The organism is Sediminihaliea albiluteola (assembly GCF_014077625.1).
Lineage (GTDB): Bacteria > Pseudomonadota > Gammaproteobacteria > Pseudomonadales > Halieaceae > Sediminihaliea > Sediminihaliea albiluteola.
The window spans coordinates 253,082-270,300 of the sequence record NZ_JACFXU010000013.1; the positions used below are offsets into that span (position 1 = coordinate 253,082).

Here is a 17,219-nt window from a genome sequence, read left to right on the forward strand (position 1 = left end):
GTAACAGCGAATCGGTATGCAACAAAGCGAAATTTCGCGGACAATTCCGCCGATTCGTTATCCCGAAGAGTTACCTGTTGCCGAACGGCGACAGGAAATAATGGAGGCAATTCGCGATCACCAAGTGGTGATTGTGGCTGGCGAAACCGGCTCAGGTAAAACTACCCAACTGCCCAAAATTTGTTTAGAGCTGGGCCGTGGTTTACAGCAGCGCATTGGCCATACCCAACCTCGCCGTCTAGCCGCCCGCACTGTAGCTCAGCGAATTGCCGCTGAGCTAGATAGTAGCCTTGGTGAGGTGGTGGGCTACCAAGTTCGTTTTAATGATCAAGTCTCAGATGCCAGCGCTATCAAGCTGATGACCGATGGCATCTTACTGGCTGAAATTCAGCGCGACAGGCTACTGCGTCAGTACGATACTTTAATCATCGACGAGGCCCATGAACGCAGCCTAAATATCGATTTTCTGCTTGGTTATTTGAAAAATATTCTGCCCAAGCGCCCCGATTTAAAGCTCATTATTACTTCCGCCACCATCGACCTAGAAAGCTTTTCTCGGCACTTTGACGGCGCGCCGGTTATTGAAGTGTCGGGCCGCACTTATCCGGTTGAAACCGTATATATCGACCCCGCGGAAGATCGGGACGAAGGCCTGCAACAGCAGATCGTGTCACTGGTTGAGGATATTGACCGCGGCCGCTTCGGTGAGCGCGGCGATGTCTTGGTGTTTCTGCCCGGAGAGCGCGACATCCGCGAACTCGCCAAACAGTTACGCCGCGATACCGAGCTGGATATTTTGCCACTCTATGCGCGCTTATCTCAGGCTGAGCAAAATCGCGTCTTTGACCTGTCACGGCGACGCGCTATGCGAGTGGTGCTTGCTACTAACGTGGCTGAGACCTCGGTCACTGTCCCTGGCATTCGCTATGTCATTGATCCCGGCGAAGCGCGGATTAGTCGCTATAGTTTCCGCACTAAAGTGCAGCGTTTGCCGATAGAGCCAATTTCACAAGCCAGTGCCAACCAGCGCAAAGGTCGCTGTGGGCGGGTGGCCGCGGGCGTGTGCATCCGCCTTTACAGCGAAGAAGACTTCAATCGTCGGCCAGAGTTTACCGACCCAGAGATCCACCGGACCAATCTTGCCGCAGTCATTCTGCAGATGCTGAATTTGCGGCTCGGCGAGTTACAGCACTTTCCCTTCATTGATCCGCCCGATGCGCGCATGGTTCGGGACGGCTATAAATTGCTGGAAGAGTTAGCGGCGGTTACTCCGGCCGGCAAGCTGACCAAGCTCGGGCGGCAGATGACTCGGATGCCAGTGGATCCGCGTTTGTCGCGCATGATTCTGGCAGCTTCTGAGCGGAACTGCCTTGACGAACTGTTAGTGATTGTCAGTGCGCTGTCGATTCAGGACCCGCGCGAACGCCCGGTAGACAAACAACAGCAGTCCGATCAGAGCCATGCGCGATTCAAGCACCCCAAGTCTGACTTTATGTCCTGGTTGGCTTTGTGGCGCTACTACGAAGAGCAGCGCCAGGTCTTGAGTCAAGGGCAGTTGCGCAAACTATGTCAGCGTGAGTTTTTGTCTTTCATGCGTATGCGGGAGTGGCGGGATATTCATAGTCAGCTGCTTATCGCATGTCGACAGCAGGGTATTAAAGCGCGCCGTGAGCTGCCCGAAGAAGAAAATTTTGAAGGGATCCACCGAGCGCTGCTGGCTGGTTTGCTCGGCAATATTGCGCAGCTACAGGAGGGGCGGGAGTATCTTGGCGCGCGCAATCGCAAACTGCAGATATTTCCAGGCTCCGCTCTGTCCCGTAAGCGGCCCAAGTGGCTGGTTGCGGCTGAGATTGTCGAAACTTCTAGTGTCTTTGCCCGGGTAGTGGCGGCGATTGAGCCGACCTGGGCACTAGATATTAATCCGCGGCTGTTGAAGAGCCACTATTACGAGCCACGCTGGCAGGGCCGTAGTGGCCGGGCAATGGCCTATGAGCGTATTTCTTTGTACGGGCTGACCTTGGTTGAAAAAAGGCCGGTGCACTATGGTCCGATCAACCCCCAAGAGTCGCGAGAGCTGCTGATTCGGGAGGGTTTGGTAGCCGGTCATGTGCGCCCAGTACCGGGTTTTTTGAAGCATAACCAGCGCCTTGTAAAGCAGCTAGAAGACTTGGAGTCACGGATTCGGCGGCGTGATATTCTGGCCGATGAGCAGGTCCTGTTTGATTTTTACGACGAGCGTTTACCAGCGGATGTCTACACCATTAGTCGCCTGAAAGGCTGGTTGAAGGCTGAGCCAGCGGCCCGCGATAGTCTCTATGTGCCCAAGGCATTATTGCAGGCTAAAGCGCCGGAAGAAAATCTAGGCGAGCAGTTTCCCGATGAGTTGCAATGGCAGGACATGCGCTTGCGTCTCAGTTATCAATTTGAGCCCGGTCAAGTGGCCGACGGGGTGTCTGTCACTGTCCCTGTAGCTCTGCTTAACAGGGTTCCGCGTTACTTGTTTGACTGGTTGGTGCCGGGACTGTTGCGTGAAAAGTGTATTCAGTTGGTAAAAGCTTTGCCCAAGGCTCAGCGAAAACAACTGGTGCCAGTACCGGACTTTGTTGACCGTGCTCTAGCGCAGTTAGAGCGCGGCGACCATGATCTATTGCAAGCTTTGGCGGCAGAACTTTCAAAGCTCGGTGGTGTGCGGCTTAGTGCCTCTGACTGGAGCGGCGTAGCGATTGATGATTACTACCGGATGAACATTCGGGTCGTTGATGCCGATGGCAAGCTGCTGCAACAGGGGCGTGATTTACAGGCGCTTATCAAAGCCTTTCGCGAGGATACCCGTGAAAGTTTAACTGCAGTTGATGATAAGTCGCCGGCGCGGACTAATGTCCGGCGCTGGGATATCGGTAAGCTGCCCCGTGAGTGGCGTTTCAAACAGGCTGGGGTAAATATCGCCTCCTATCCAGCCCTGGTAGATGATGGCGACAGTGCCCGAGTAGAGCTGCTGGATTATCCCGGTCAGGCGCGTTTGGCACATCGCCAGGGGGTGCTCAAACTCATTCGCTTGCAGAATGCTCAGCAAGTGAAGTATCTACGCAAGCAGCTCTTGAGAGGTAATCACTACAGTCTCGCTTTGGCCGGTGCCGGCATGGAGCGCCAAGCCTTGCTTGAGGACCTCATCGATGCCGCTTATCAGCAAGCGATGGCTTTAGATGACAATCTTCCCTACGATGAGCCCGCTTTTGAGCGCTTATTAAAGGCCGGCGGCTCTGCAGTGATAGAGGCGGCTAATGATTTGGAGCAGCTCTTGTTCAATATGCTGAGCCCTTTAGCCTCAGCCAAACAACAGCTCTCATCCCTTGAAGGTAAACAGTGGCAAACTGCGCGTAAGGATATCGCGCTACAACTCGAGCGCTTACTGCCGCCGGGTTTTATGCGCGACACCCCAAGTGAATGGCTGGCGCAATTTCCGCGCTACCTCAAAGCACTGCAACACAGAGTCGCTCGATTGAGCGGGCAGATAGACAAAGACCGCAGCCACACTTTGCTCTTAGAGCAGTTGTGGCAGCCTCTAGAAGAACAGCTCACCGCCAGGGCAGGGCTCTTGTTTCTCTCGCCGCCAGCCATGCGCTACCGCTGGATGTTGGAAGAGTTTCGCGTGTCGCTCTTTGCCCAGCAACTCGGCACCCGTACGGCAGTATCTGAGAAGCGCCTTAAGGCGCAGTGGCAGGAGGTCGAAAAATGGTGCAAAGACAATCCGCACTAAACACGAGTACTTGAGTAATGGCTGCTTGTTTACTGAAGAAAGGCATTGCATTGTCCTTAAGCTGCTTGGGCGGCATTGGCATTATGCCAAGTAATGGGGCAGTGGCTAGAGTTGCCCCTCTCGATACAGCGGCGTAATATCAGCAGCCCTGTTATTTGGATGCCTTGTTATGAGTCGTTTTGCTTTTCTGCTGGTGATTTTGAGTATCTTGCTGCCGCTTTCGGTGCAAGCTCAGGACGACGTGCAGGAAATACCTAACAAAGATCCCTTTGAATCAGTAAACCGCGTTATTTTTGATTTCAACGACGGTTTGGATTCCTATTTTCTTCGGCCTGTGGCAAAAGGCTATCACTTTGTGATGCCTGAATTTGCCGAGCGAGGGGTGGGTAACTTCTTTGCTAACCTCAGCGATGCTAATTCAGCTGCGAACGCTGTTTTGCAGGGGCGCTTTGGCAATGCAGCAGAGGGTAGCGGCCGCTTTTTGGTTAACTCGACGCTTGGCTTACTCGGTTTTTTTGACGTGGCTAGTCGCATGGGTTTAAAAAGCCATCGCACTGACTTTGGCCACACTTTAGCTAGCTGGGGGCTGCCCTCCGGTCCCTATTTGATGGTACCGCTGTTTGGGCCCCGCACAATACGCAGTGGGACGGGGTCGATTTTTGATACCTATGCTTTACCACAGAGTCATATTGATAATGTGCCTTTGCGCAACTCACTTTATGGGCTTGAGATAATTGACGCTCGGGCCAGTTTGTTGCAAGCAGATGAGCTGCTTTCCGGTGATCGCTATATTTTTATTAGGGATGCCTACCTGCAGCAGAGAGAGGTTTTAGTCAATGACGGCAAGGTTGATGACAGCTTCTCTGATTTCGGTGATGACGAGCAGTGGGAAGATTTTTAAGCCCATCTTTAGCTCGAGCCACTATTGCATACAAAACTGTGAAATCCTGCCCAAAGGCTCCTTGTTCAGCTTGCTTGGAAGGACTAAGGGGCGTAGTGTCATATTCAAATCTGCACCCGCTTTCATATGATGGCAAGCAAAGGTAATGTGTTAGTAGTTGATGATGACCCGGCGCGTGCCCAGGGTCTAGCCGACATTGTTGCGTCTGCAGGTTTCCATGTCGAGGTAGTCAGCGATATCCAGAGCTCGCACTTCGCCTTGGCGGGCAATTCAGAACTAGACGTTATTCTTTGCGAACTAGACCTCGAGGGTGTGTCTTGGGACGCAGTTCGGCCTATCCTTAGAGAGATGGACATTCAAGTGCCGGCCATCATGCTCTCTGATCAGGCTGAAGTGAGCCGGATGATGACTGCTTTACGTTTGGGCGCCAGTGATTTTTTTGTGCACCCAGTGAAAGATGTCGAGGCTTTGATTAAATCGATTGAGCGCTGCGTCCGTCAGCGGCAATTGCGCCGAGAGCTCGATGAGTCCCGTAAGCGCCTAGAAAAGGCTAATACCGAATTGCGCGGTACGATAAAAATGCTGGAGCAGGATCAGCAAGCCGGCCGCCAAGTGCAGCTTAGTATGCTGCCAGCAACGCCTTTAGTACTCGGTGATTACAGTTTCAGCCACACGGTTATTCCCTCACTGTTTCTCAGTGGTGACTTCACCGATTACTTCACCATCGGCACCCGCTATGTGGTGTTTTTTATCGCCGATGTGTCTGGGCACGGTAGTTCTTCAGCTTTTGCCACGGTGCTTTTAAAGAACTTGTTTGCTCGCAAGCGCTCAGATTTCAACCGCAAAAATGACAGCACGATTTTGAGCCCAGTGGCCATGTTGCACCGAGCCAACAAAGAACTGTTATGCTTAGATGTCGGCAAGTTTGCCACCATGGTCGTTGGCCTTATAGACATGGAACAGAACACGCTGTGCTATAGCATCGCTGGTCACCTGCCACAGCCTTTATTGGTCTCCGATGAAGGTGTTTCTTATCTCACAGGCGAGGGCTCGGCAGTGGGCTTGATGGAGGATAGCGAGTATCAGGAATGCCAGATTGGGCTGCCAAACAACTTCACACTGGCGCTCTTTACCGATGGCATCCTAGAAATTTTGCCGCGCGATGATCTGATTGGCAAAGAGGCCTATTTATTGCAGTCGTTTGAGGACTTGACGGAGTCTCCGGCTGCTATGGTTGAACGCCTGGGTCTGAAGCGAGTTGATGCCGCCCCAGATGACATTGCTGCGTTGTTTGTGACTAAGCGGAGTTGATGTGTCAGAAGGTAGGATTCTAGCTGCTACTCAAGATGGCGCATACGTAATCCGCATGGAAGGGGATGTACGTTTAACCCTGTGCACCACCATCGATGAGTTTATGCAGCGTATGTTTGCTGATCCAGAGTTTGTCAGTGTTTGGGTAGACCTTTGCGACACCGAAGGACTCGATAGCACAACTTTGGGGATGTTGGCTAAGCTGGCTCTAGAAGCCTATGAGCGCTTTGGCTTTCGTCCAGCGCTGTATAGTTGTAGCCCGAGTATTAATCGTCTGCTGTCTAGCATGGGCTTTCAGCGCTTGTTCGATCTACACGAAGAGCTCTGTGGCAATACTCTGGGTATTGATGAGATTCCCCACGTCGAAGGATCTGAGCAAGCTGTCAAGGATAAAGTGATTGAAGCCCACCGCGTATTGATGGGCTTAAGTGAAGAAAACCGTGCTCGCTTTTCTGATTTAATGGCCGCCTTGGAGCGCTCTTAGCTCGAGCGAGGCCTTGTTCTAGCGCTGTTTTTGAGCGCTCTTAGCCAGCAGTTTACAGCGTATATATTCGGAGTGAGGCACGTAAGTCAGGTCTGCGACTTGTCGAATCAAAGCCTCTTCGTACTTATCTAGATTGCCGTCGGCGTAAGCCACCCGCCACATCGCCAGTATCAGTGAAGACTTAGCTTCTGCATCAAAATTATCGTTAATCAGGCGGGTAAATTCGTACAGAGAGGTGGCTTGTTCCACACGTGCTTGGGCTTGCTGAACTAAGGCCTGCACCTCTTCGCGTGGCAGGGCTAAGCTGTCACAGAGCAGCTCCTGCATAAGCTGCTGTTCGCGGCTGTCTTGCTCGAAGTCAGCTTGGGCAGTTTCTACTAGTATGGCAGCAGTGGCTAAGTTTAAGCGCTGCTGGAGAGCTTCAGGGCTCTCCTTTGCAGGCTGTACAAATAGAGATTTCAATGCTTGGATCATGTGCCGCTGATTAGTTTCTCCAGTTTGATTTGGTCGCCAATAAAGTTGCGAATACCTTCAGCGAGTTTTTCTGTGGCCATGGCGTCGTTATTCAGATCCAGTCGGAAACTGGCCTCATCAGTGGCGGCGCGGGCCTCACTCGAAGAGGCTGAGCTAGGATCTAAGCGGCGAGGGAGTTCACCCTTATCTGCTGCTAGTTCGGCCAGTAGAGCGGGGCTGATGGTGAGTCGGTCACAGCCTGCCAGTGCTTCAATTTCACCGGCATTGCGGAAGCTGGCACCCATCACGACGGTTTGGTAGCCGTGTTGTTTGTAATAGTTGTAGATGCGGGTGACCGACTGGACGCCAGGGTCTTGTCCGGCATTGCTAACGACGAGCTCAGTATTGGCTTTGTACCAGTCTAAAATGCGGCCGACAAAAGGCGAGATAAGGTAGACTCCTGCCTCGGCACAAGCTGCGGCCTGAGAGAAGCCAAATAGCAGTGTCAGGTTGCAGTTGATGCCGTCTTTTTCCAATTGCTCGGCTGCGCGAATGCCTTCCCAGGTGGCGGCAATTTTGATCAGAATTCGTTTCCGCTCAATACCTGCATCTTCGTACATAGCAATTAATTTACGGGCTCGATCAATCGTCCCCTGCAGGTTAAAAGAGAGCCGAGCATCCACTTCGGTTGAGATACGTCCCGGCACGATGTCGAGAATTTCGCGGCCGACATCCACGGCAAAACGGTCACAGCAATTGGCCAGTTGTTCGGCATTAGTGCCGCCTTGAGTTAGCGACCAATCTCGCGCCTGCTCTAGAAGTTTGGCGTAGTGGGGGAGAGCCGCAGCTTTTAAGAGCAGCGAAGGATTGGTGGTGGCATCTTGGGGTTGGAATTGGCGAATGGCTTCTATATCGCCAGTATCGGCGACTACATCGGTCATCGCCTTGAGGCGTTCAAGTTTGTTTGACATATTTACGTTCCGTATTATGCGACGCTATTGCTTGCGACGGTGTTGGCTTCCCGAACCAAGTGGAAAGCTTGGCGCAACACCTCAATCCCTGCGTCGGCTTTATAGGCGTTCTCACTCAGGTGGCGCCGGAATTTACGAGCACCGTGAACTCCCTGATACAGGCCCAGTATGTGCCGCGTAATATGGTTCAGTTTGGCGCCCGAAGCTAATTGTTGCTCTACATAGGGGAGCAGTCCATGCATTACATCATCGCGATTGTGGGCCGTTTTGTCTATCCCGAATAGCAGCGGGTCTACCTCTGCCAGACGCCAGGGGTTCTGATAGGCTTCCCGGCCCAGCATGACCCCGTCGAGATGTTCTAAGTGCCTTTGGCACTCATCCAAATCTTGAATACCGCCGTTCACGACAATGCACAATTCGGGAAAGTCTCGCTTTAACTGGTAAACCCAAGGGTAGTTGAGCGGGGGCACTTCGCGGTTTTCCTTGGGCGACAGTCCCTGTAGCCAGGCTTTGCGGGCGTGCACGATAAATACTTCACAACCGGCTTCTGCCACTGGCTTCACAAAGTCGACTAATTGCTGATAGCTTTCCATGTCGTCAATGCCGATGCGATGCTTTACGGTGACAGCAATACCGCAGGCCTCGCGCATGGCTCGCACACAGTCGGCAACGAGTGCCGGCCGGGCCATTAAGCAAGCACCAAACATACCTGACTGCACCCGGTCTGAAGGGCAGCCACAGTTGAGGTTTACTTCATCGTAGCCCCATTCCTCGGCCCAGCGGGCACAGCGTGCTAAATCACTGGGCTCAGAGCCGCCTAGCTGCAAAGCTACTGGGTGTTCGACCGCGTTGTAGTGTAAGAAGCGCTCTCGGTCACCGTGGATCAGGGCGCCGGTGGTCACCATTTCGGTATATAAGCGCGCCTTTTTGCTGAGTAAGCGCCAAAAAAAACGGCAGTGGTGATCCGACCAGTCGAGCATGGGCGCAATACAAAAGCGGTGGGAAGAGTCTGGCGCTGGCCTGGTAGGTGCTTGAGTCAAGGTCGAGATGTCCAAGTTGTTGAGTGGCCAGCGAAGACAGGGGCCACCATGTGCTGAGGAGTTTGAAAGGCTTATTATGCCATTGTGGAGCTAGTTTTTCTGCGCCCTTGTCGCTGCGCAATTCGCAGTAGGCTATGCTCCCACAGCGATGTTGTATAGCGCTGTGTATTATGGCGCGGTATTTTTGACAGGATAAGTGAGATGCTCTGCCGCTTGATTGCTCGATTACTCGTTTTACTACCCATGCTATGGCTTGCCCAGGGTGTTGCTCAGGCCGGCACTTTGTTGGTAGCTAATAAGGCCGAGGGTTCGGTAACGCTATTGCGCAGCCCAGGCTTTGAGCGTCTCGCGACGCTGCCTACAGGGCAGGGGCCCCATGAAATTGCACTGTCCCCGGAGGGCTTGCGTGCTTTGGTGAGTAACTATGGCAGTGCCGAGCAAGCCGGCAGTAGTTTAACTTTGCTCGACTTGGCCAAGCTGCGTGCGGTGGCGACTATTGAGCTGCCTCCTGGCAGTCGGCCCCATGGCCTAGCTTGGATCAGTGCCGATAAAGCCGTCGTCACAGCTGAAGGCTTGCGCGAGCTGTTGCTGATTGATGTGGCAGCAGCAGAGCTCAGTCAGCGTATCCCCATAGATCAAGAGGGTATGCACATGCTGACCGTTTCCCGCGATGGTCAGCGAGCATGGGTTGCTAATTTGCTGTCGGGCACGGTGTCAGCCATAGATTTAGTCACTTTCAAAAAGTTGGGAGATGCTGTGTCAGGCGCTGGCGCAGAGGGTATTGCGCTAGTGCGCGATGGGCATGAACTTTGGGTGAGTAACCGTGAAGCCGATACGATATCGGTATTTGATGCGCTCACGCTGGATAAACTTGCCGATATCCCTGCGCTGGGTTTTCCGATTCGCCTAGAGTCGGATGAGAGACGCGGTCTAGTTTACGCAAGTTTGGCTCGCGCTGATGCCATGGCGGTTATTGACGTGCAGCAGCGCAAACTCATCCGCCGTATTGATTTTGATATAGCAGCCGCCGATACGCAGCCAAGCATGTTAGCCGCTGATGCTAGCAGTGGCTCGGTCCCGGTCGGGCTGAAGTTGACCGGGGCCGGGGAGTTTTTGATTGTGGCTCATAGCAATGCCGATTTGCTCAGTGCTTGGGACCCTAACAAACTCGAATTGCTGCAGATCTTCTCTGCTGGGCAGGAGCCCGACGGCATGGCTTGGACATGGATTGACCTGCCGCTTCGCTAGTTAGCTCTGCGCTTCTTTAAGTGCTGGGAATACCACCACGTGCTGTAGATTAAATTTCACCGAGAGGGTTTGTCCGACACTGCGATCAACGTGACTTGGCGTCATGCAGGGCACGCTCTGGCCATCCGGCAGGCCGAGCTCGTAGAGATAGTGCGCCCCTCTAAAGGATTTACTGACGATGGGTAAGCTGAGGCTACTAAAGTCATCGTATTCGACATCATCGGGGCGCACCAGCAGGCGCAGTGATTCACCGGCTTGCCAGTGGCGGTGCCCCATATCCAGAATTCCTAAGCCATTGTCCAGTTCACCAGTGTCATCGACCGAGACCGTGATAATGCTTCCCTGACCGATAAACTCGGCGACAAACTCGCTGGCTGGATTATGGTAGAGGTTGTAGGGGGTGTCGATTTGTACCACTCGGCCATCGCGCATCAGCGTGATTTGGTCGGCCACGGCAAAGGCTTCATTTTGGTCGTGGGTCACCAAAATCGCGGTCACGCCATTGCGCTTGAGCAGTTGCCGTACTTCGGTGGCTAATTGCTCACGCAGTTCGCTATCGAGGTTGGAGAAGGGTTCGTCTAGGAGCAGAATTTCAGGGTTGGGTGCCAGAGCCCTAGCAAGTGCTACACGTTGTTGCTGGCCACCGGAGAGTTCGTGTGGATAGGATTTTGCGTAGGCTTCAAGGTTCACCAGCGACAGCATTTCCTGGACCCGCTGAGCACGGGATTTGCGGTCCATGGCGTGCAGCCCAAAGCCGACATTGCGCTGTACATTCAGGTGTGGAAACAGCGCAAAATCTTGAAATACCATCCCTACTTTGCGCTGCTCAGGGGGCAGTTGTGCTCCAGGGCGACTAATGGCCTGGCCGCGCAGCTTAATCGTGCCAGCCGATACCTGCTCAAAGCCAGCAATTGCTCGTAACAAGGTGGTTTTACCGCAGCCAGAAGGCCCTAACAGGCAACCGATCTGGCCCTGCTCAAGGCTTAAAGTCACTTCTTGTGCGGCGGTATAGTCACCGTAGCTCACGGCAACCCCTTGTAGTGCCAACTGGCTATTCATGATGGTCCTTATTCAGTTGTTTGGCTCGGGGATGAATCGCAGCAGTGGCGCTGCTGGTGCGGGTCATCAAGGTGACCGGCAGCAAGCCAATTAATACAATGGCCAGGGCGGGCAGGGCGGCATCGGCTAGGCGCTCATCGGAGGCTAGTTCGTAGGCCCGCACGGCCAAAGTATTGAAGTTAAAAGGCCGCAGTATCAGCGTAGTAGGTAACTCTTTAAGTACGTCGACAAAGACTAAGAGTAGGGCGGTTGCCACCGAGCCACGCAGCATGGGTAGGTGAATGTGTTGCAATACCTGCAGCGGTCCTTTGCCCAGAGAGCGTGCCGACTCGTCGATGCTGGGGCGAATCCGCGCTAGGCCAGAATCCACAGTTTGCAGTGAGACAGATAAAAAGCGTACCACATAGGCAAATACCAGTGCCGCCAGCGTTCCACTGAGCACTAAACCGGTGGAGATATTGAAATGCTCGCGCATCAGTGCATCCACGCGGTTATCCATCCAAGCAAAAGGAATTAATACACCCACGGCAATGACCGTGCCGGGCACTGCGTAGCCCATCGAGGAGACTCTCGCTGCTTGACGTTCCAGCGGGCCTGGGTGCAGGCGCTTGCCATAGGCGAGAATCAAGGCCAGCACTAGACAGCAAGTTGATGCGATGGCAGCCAGGGTGAAACTGCTGGTGACTAGGGTCATAAAACCACTGACATCAGTGCTGGCGAGGCGCTCGCTGGCCCAGCTAGCTAACTGCAAGGCGGGCAGCAAAAAGCCAGCAGTAACAATGGTCAATGCCAGCAAAAAGGCACAGCCAGCACGCCAGCCCTTGAGCATGATCCGGGTTGGTTTTTGCTGTACCGAGTTGTGGTGGAAGCGCATGCGGCGACGGGAATACTGTTCCAGTACAAAGAGAATAAATACAAACAGTAGGAGGAAGGCAGCTAATTGAGCTGCTGCGCGCAGTTCACCTAAGCCGTACCAGGTGCGGAAAATACCTGTGGTGAAGGTGCTAACTCCGAAATAATCGACGGTGCCAAAATCAGCCAAGGCTTCCATTAATGCCAAGCTGACGCCGGCGGCGATGGCCGGCCGGGCCATTGGCAAGGCGACTAAAAACAGCGTTTTCCATGGCCCTTTACCTAAACTGCGGCTGGCTTCTAGTACAGCGGTTGATTGTTCACTAAAGGCCACTCGGACCAAGAGGTATACGTAGGGATACAGAACCAGGGACAGCATGCAGATAGCGCCGCCAAGGGAGCGTATTTCAGGAAAATAATAATCCCCAAAGCCCCAGTCAAAATGGCTGCGCAGAGCACTTTGAATTGGCCCCGAGAAGTCGAGCATACCGGTGTAGGTATAGGCGATGATGTAGGCGGGCATCGCCATGGGTAGCAGCAGGGCCCAATTAAAGACTCTGCGACCCGGGAATTCGCACATGGCGGTGAGCCATGCGGCACTGACTCCCAGCACCAAGGTGCCAGAACCCACCCCGAGCATCAGCAATAGGGAGTTCAGCACGTAGTCGCGCAGCACCGTATCGAGCAGGTGCTCCCATACCGGGCTGTAGTTCTGTAACAAGCTGGCGACAATGATTAGCACCGGTATGGCGATAATAGCGGCGGTTAATAGCATAAGGGCACGCCAGCTGAAGCTGCCGCGCCCCCGATGTAACACTTGTGTTGAGGTAGTTGTGGTGTTTATTTCCACTTCGCCCGATCCATGGCCATGACTGCTTGAGGATTCAAACGTCCAAGCTCCGTCACGTCAACTGAATCGGCTTTAAAGTCACCCCAAGACTTAAGTAGTGAACTAGCTTCGATATCTTTGCTAGCCGGATACTCATAATTAGTCTCGGCATACCACTGCTGGGCTTCAGGGCGAGCTAGAAACTCGATCAAGGCGGTGGCCTCAGCGACATGCTTAGCTGCCTTGGTGACACCGGCGCCACTGATATTAATATGGGTACCGCGATCATCTTGGTTGGGGAAAAATAGCGCCACTTTTTGAGCTGCGGCCTGTTCTTCTGGGCTGCCTAATTCGAGCATGGCGCCATAGTAATAGCTGTTGACCAGCGCTAGGTCACATTGCCCTGCAGCTACGGCCTTGATTTGGTCTCGGTCACCGCCCTGAGGGGGGCGCGCGAAATTAGCCAGTAGCCCTTTAAGCCAGTGTTCGGTGGCTTCTTTGCCCTGGGTAGACAGCATGCTGGCGACCATGGATTGATTGTAAATATTGTTGGAGGAGCGAACACAGAGTCGCTTGCGCCACTGTGGCTCGGCTAGTGCCTCGTAGGTACTTAATTGCTCTGCTTTAACCCGATCGCTGGCATAGGCAATGACCCGCGCCCGCACTGAGAGACCAAACCAATAACCCTCGCTGTCGCGCAGGTGAGCTGGAATCGCCTGTTCGAGGTACTCGGATTGCACTGCTTGTAGAACACCGGCTTCTTTAGCTCGGTATAGACGGCCTGCATCCACTGTTAACAGCACATCAGCCGGGGAGTTGCGGCCTTCGGTGCGCAATCGCGTCAGTAGGGCATCGCCGCCACCGGTGATGAGGTTGACGTGGATTCCGGTTTCTTCGCTGAATTTATCCAGCATCGGCTTGATCAGTGCTTCCTGCCGAGCGGAGTAGACGTTGACAGTCTTTGCGTAGCTGCTGGGAGTGAAGAGCGCTAGTGAAGCAAATACAGCAAGCAGGACAGAAGCCAGTCGGCCCGCAGTCTGATAATTAAAGCGCATAAATACCTCGTGGGGTTGTTGGACGATTAAAAATGTTCAAATGCAAATGATTCTCACTAAGTAAAGCATAGTTGGCGCAGTGAAGCTACATCTGCAAGGCTTGCTTGTGTAGGATTTGGCACCCTGAAACCGTATAATCGCAGCCCCGAAATTAAAAAACCCTGGATCGTCATGACTGTTCGTACCCGCGTTGCTCCATCTCCCACTGGCGACCCCCATGTGGGCACCGCCTATATTGCCCTGTTTAACCTCTGTTTTGCCCGCGCTCACGGCGGCCAGTTTGTATTGCGTATAGAAGATACTGACCAAGCGCGCAGTACAGCAGAGTCAGAGCAAGCCATTATGGACTCTTTGCGCTGGCTCGGACTGGATTGGGACGAAGGTCCCGATGTGGGGGGGGACTATGGCCCTTACCGACAGAGCGAGCGCATGGAGCTCTATGGGAAGTACGCTCAGCAGTTGGTCGAAGAGGGCAAAGCCTTTATCTGCTATCGCAGCGCTGAAGAACTTGATGCACTGCGCCAAGCCCGTCGCGAAGCCGGTAACAGCACCGCTCTTAAGCCCTCTGATTTGCAGCTGCCAGCTGAAGAAGTAGCCAAGCGTGAAGCGGCCGGTGAGCCCTATGTCATCCGTATGATGGTGCCAGAAGGCGAGGGGCACTGTGATATTGAGGATATGCTGCGCGGCACGATTGAGCTGGATTGGGGCATGGTCGATGCACAGATTATACTGAAGTCAGATGGTATGCCGACTTACCATCTGGCAAACGTGGTAGATGATCACTTGATGGGTATTACCCATGTCTTGCGTGGCGAAGAGTGGATTAACTCAGCGCCTAAGCACAAGCTTTTATATGACTATTTTGGTTGGGATATGCCCCAGCTCTGCCATTTGCCTTTGCTGCGTAACCCCGACAAATCCAAGCTCAGTAAGCGCAAAAACCCCACTAGCATTCAGTACTACCAGCGTATGGGCTTTTTGCCGGAAGCGCTGCTTAACTACCTCGGTCGCATGGGCTGGTCGATGCCTGATGAGAGTGAAAAGTTTTCCCTGCAAGAGATGCTGGACTGTTTTGATTTGCAACGCGTGTCTCTCGGCGGGCCAATTTTTGATGTGGAAAAGCTGCGCTGGCTTAATGGCCTGTGGATACGCGAGGATCTCGATACCGAAGAGCTTGCCCAGCGTATGGTCGAGTGGGCTTACAACGCTGAGAATCTGAAAAGGGTTTTGCCCCATGCCCAGAAGCGAATGGAAACACTCAGTGACTTTGCTCCCTTGGCTGCATTTTTAGTATCTGGCACCTTGCCCATTGAAGAGGCAAGCTTCGCAGGAATAAAAGGAGAGCGTGAAGACATTGTTCGTCACCTGCAGTTCGCCCTGTGGCGGATGGAGGAGCTGCGCCACTGGGAGCGTGACGCTATTTGGAATGAGCTAAAAGCCCTAGCAGAGGCCGAAGGCCTCAAGGTGAAGGATTTTCTAGCGCCTCTGTTTGTGGCAATAGCCGGCTCGGCGGCCTCTTTCTCTGTGGTGGACTCGATGGATCTATTGGGCCCAGATATGAGTCGCGCGCGTTTGCGTCACGCCATTGAGGTCCTAGGTGGCGTCTCTAAAAAAGCTATGAAGCGTCTGGAAAAAAGCTACGCTGCACTAGCATAAGAGCCACTGCCTGAATCAGCAAAGCAGTCTCCCTGACAGTGCAGCTGCACCAATTGTAATAGTGGATGCTGTGCACTGAGCGGCCTACAATGACCCTAGTTGTTGGGTCATAGGCCGCCTTTATGTCAATCAGTACCTTCGATCTGTTTAAAGTTGGAATCGGTCCTTCTAGCTCACATACCGTGGGCCCCATGAAGGCTGCCCGGCAATTTGCCAGCGCTCTACAAGAGGATGCCCTACTTGAGCGTTGTAGCCGTGTGAGGGCCGAGCTTTTTGGTTCACTGGGTGCTACGGGGCTTGGCCACGGGACGCCCAAAGCCATTATTTTAGGACTTGAGGGTGAGCGGCCTGAGTCGGTCGCGGTCGAGACCGCCGATGAGCGTGTGGCAAGGGTGCGACAGAGCTCTCGCTTGACGCTGATGGCTGCGCACAGTATCAATTTTGATGACTCCCAGGATCTGGTTTTACATAGTAATAAGTCCTTGCCCTACCATGCCAATGGTATGCGCTTCAGCGCCTATGACTCTGCCGGTGAGCTGCTGCGACAGCGCGAATTTTACTCCGTCGGCGGTGGTTTTGTGGTGGATGAAGAGGCTGCAAAAGGGGATGTCGTGGTCGATGACTCAACGCCGCTGCCATATCCTTTTAGTACTGGGGCTGAGCTCTTAGAACAGTGCCGTAACAGCGGCCTGTCGATTAGTAGCTTAATGATGGAGAACGAAAAAGCCTGGCGTAGTGAAGCGGAAATACGCTCGGAGCTGCTGGATATATGGCGGGTAATGGACGCTAGTATCGACCGTGGTTCTGTTACCGAAGGTGTGATGCCGGGTGCTTTGAAAGTTAAACGCCGGGCCGCCAGATTATATCGTCAGTTGAAAAGTGGCACCGGCAGCATGGGTGATGATTCACTGACGACGCTCGACTGGGTGACCCTTTATGCCTTAGCCGTTAATGAAGAGAATGCCGCTGGCGGGCGCATCGTCACGGCCCCAACCAATGGTGCGGCTGGAATTATACCAGCAGTTCTCAAGTACTATTTAAGCCACTGTCAGGGCGCCTCCGATGATGATATATGTCGCTTCTTGCTCAGCGCAGCGGCGATTGGCATTTTGTACAAAATCAATGCCTCGATATCGGGGGCCGAAGTCGGCTGCCAAGGCGAGGTAGGCTCCGCCTGTTCCATGGCTGCTGGGGCACTAGCAGATGCCTTGGGAGGAAGCCTTGCGCAAGTGGAAAATGCCGCTGAGATTGCCATGGAGCACAATCTTGGCCTGACCTGTGACCCCGTGGGTGGTTTGGTTCAAGTGCCTTGTATTGAACGCAATGCGATGGCGGCAATTAAAGCGATTAGTGCCGCTCGTATGGCCTTAAGGGGCAGTGGCGAGCACTACGTCACTTTAGATCAGGTTATTAAAACCATGCGCGACACCGGTCGCGATATGCAGGATAAATATAAAGAGACGGCACGCGGCGGTTTGGCGGTCAATGTACTAGAGGTGCCAGTGAGTATTATCGAATGTTGAGTTTAGTCGCCTAAAGGCTATTGACAGTGGCAATAGCTCTCACTAAAATGCGCTCCTCTTTGATTGGGGCTGTTTCAAAG

General features: G+C 53.5%; 13 protein-coding genes. 7 read left to right on the plus strand and 6 right to left on the minus strand.

Annotated elements, in window-relative coordinates; translation table 11 throughout:
- Window positions 1-16 precede the first annotated feature (16 nt).
- The 4 genes from hrpA (at window position 17) to H2508_RS02250 (ending at window position 6,453) form a co-directional block, all read left to right on the plus strand.
- Complete coding sequence (gene hrpA, locus H2508_RS02235; RefSeq protein ID WP_182168771.1) at window positions 17-3,757, plus strand: ATP-dependent RNA helicase HrpA; 3,741 nt, start codon at window positions 17-19, stop codon at window positions 3,755-3,757.
- Between the two features lie 169 nt (window positions 3,758-3,926).
- Entirely contained in the window at window positions 3,927-4,658 is a 732-nt protein-coding gene (locus H2508_RS02240; RefSeq protein ID WP_182168772.1) for an MlaA family lipoprotein, read from the plus strand.
- Window positions 4,659-4,805: 147 nt separating this feature from the next.
- Entirely contained in the window at window positions 4,806-5,969 is a 1,164-nt protein-coding gene (locus H2508_RS02245) for a PP2C family protein-serine/threonine phosphatase (protein WP_328799290.1), read from the plus strand.
- A 1-nt stretch (window position 5,970) separates the two neighbouring features.
- A complete protein-coding gene (locus tag H2508_RS02250; protein WP_182168773.1) occupies window positions 5,971-6,453 on the plus strand; it encodes an STAS domain-containing protein in 483 nt (160 codons plus the stop codon).
- An 18-nt stretch (window positions 6,454-6,471) separates the two neighbouring features.
- On the opposite strand, the gene H2508_RS02255 is transcribed toward H2508_RS02250, so the two are convergent.
- The 3 genes from H2508_RS02255 to dusA are packed head-to-tail and all read right to left on the minus strand — an operon-like array spanning window position 6,472 to window position 8,917.
- Window positions 6,472-6,927, minus strand: coding sequence for a tellurite resistance TerB family protein (locus H2508_RS02255; protein WP_182168774.1), 456 nt, complete (start codon window positions 6,925-6,927; stop codon window positions 6,472-6,474).
- Window positions 6,924-7,877, minus strand: coding sequence for a transaldolase (tal, locus tag H2508_RS02260; RefSeq protein WP_182168775.1), 954 nt, complete (start codon window positions 7,875-7,877; stop codon window positions 6,924-6,926). Before tal ends, H2508_RS02255 begins: the two co-directional genes overlap by 4 nt.
- A 14-nt stretch (window positions 7,878-7,891) precedes the next feature.
- Window positions 7,892-8,917 (minus strand): tRNA dihydrouridine(20/20a) synthase DusA, encoded by a 1,026-nt coding sequence (gene dusA / locus H2508_RS02265; RefSeq protein ID WP_220463556.1) that lies wholly within the window; start codon window positions 8,915-8,917, stop codon window positions 7,892-7,894.
- Window positions 8,918-9,118: 201 nt separating this feature from the next.
- Here dusA and H2508_RS02270 point away from each other — a divergent pair, with 201 nt between their 5' ends.
- Entirely contained in the window at window positions 9,119-10,165 is a 1,047-nt protein-coding gene (locus H2508_RS02270; RefSeq protein WP_182168776.1) for a YncE family protein, read from the plus strand.
- Here H2508_RS02270 and H2508_RS02275 read toward each other — a convergent pair whose 3' ends face one another.
- From H2508_RS02275 to H2508_RS02285, 3 genes are all read right to left on the minus strand, one after another.
- Window positions 10,166-11,224, minus strand: a complete 1,059-nt coding sequence (locus H2508_RS02275) for an ABC transporter ATP-binding protein (protein ID WP_182168777.1) — start codon at window positions 11,222-11,224, stop codon at window positions 10,166-10,168.
- Window positions 11,217-12,851 (minus strand): ABC transporter permease, encoded by a 1,635-nt coding sequence (locus tag H2508_RS02280; protein ID WP_182168778.1) that lies wholly within the window; start codon window positions 12,849-12,851, stop codon window positions 11,217-11,219. Before H2508_RS02280 ends, H2508_RS02275 begins: the two co-directional genes overlap by 8 nt.
- A 65-nt stretch (window positions 12,852-12,916) precedes the next feature.
- Entirely contained in the window at window positions 12,917-13,960 is a 1,044-nt protein-coding gene (locus H2508_RS02285; protein WP_182168779.1) for a Fe(3+) ABC transporter substrate-binding protein, read from the minus strand.
- Between the two features lie 171 nt (window positions 13,961-14,131).
- Between H2508_RS02285 and gltX the strand changes: the two genes are divergently transcribed.
- Window positions 14,132-15,616 (plus strand): glutamate--tRNA ligase, encoded by a 1,485-nt coding sequence (gene gltX / locus H2508_RS02290; protein WP_182168780.1) that lies wholly within the window; start codon window positions 14,132-14,134, stop codon window positions 15,614-15,616.
- 122 nt (window positions 15,617-15,738) lie between these two features.
- Window positions 15,739-17,139, plus strand: a complete 1,401-nt coding sequence (locus H2508_RS02295) for an L-serine ammonia-lyase (protein WP_182168781.1) — start codon at window positions 15,739-15,741, stop codon at window positions 17,137-17,139.
- The last annotated feature ends 80 nt before the right edge of the window (window positions 17,140-17,219 follow it).

Bases quoted from the DNA above. Each gene is read 5' to 3' on its own strand.
- H2508_RS02280 (WP_182168778.1), bottom strand. From the start codon at position 12,851: ATGCTATTAACCGCCGCTATTATCGCCATACCGGTGCTAATCATTGTC.
- tal (WP_182168775.1), bottom strand. From the start codon at position 7,877: ATGTCAAACAAACTTGAACGCCTCAAGGCGATGACCGATGTAGTCGCC.
- H2508_RS02275 (WP_182168777.1), bottom strand. From the start codon at position 11,224: ATGAATAGCCAGTTGGCACTACAAGGGGTTGCCGTGAGCTACGGTGAC.
- hrpA (WP_182168771.1), top strand. From the start codon at position 17: ATGCAACAAAGCGAAATTTCGCGGACAATTCCGCCGATTCGTTATCCC.
- gltX (WP_182168780.1), top strand. From the start codon at position 14,132: ATGACTGTTCGTACCCGCGTTGCTCCATCTCCCACTGGCGACCCCCAT.
- H2508_RS02255 (WP_182168774.1), bottom strand. From the start codon at position 6,927: ATGATCCAAGCATTGAAATCTCTATTTGTACAGCCTGCAAAGGAGAGC.
- H2508_RS02270 (WP_182168776.1), top strand. From the start codon at position 9,119: ATGCTCTGCCGCTTGATTGCTCGATTACTCGTTTTACTACCCATGCTA.
- H2508_RS02285 (WP_182168779.1), bottom strand. From the start codon at position 13,960: ATGCGCTTTAATTATCAGACTGCGGGCCGACTGGCTTCTGTCCTGCTT.
- H2508_RS02295 (WP_182168781.1), top strand. From the start codon at position 15,739: ATGTCAATCAGTACCTTCGATCTGTTTAAAGTTGGAATCGGTCCTTCT.
- H2508_RS02240 (WP_182168772.1), top strand. From the start codon at position 3,927: ATGAGTCGTTTTGCTTTTCTGCTGGTGATTTTGAGTATCTTGCTGCCG.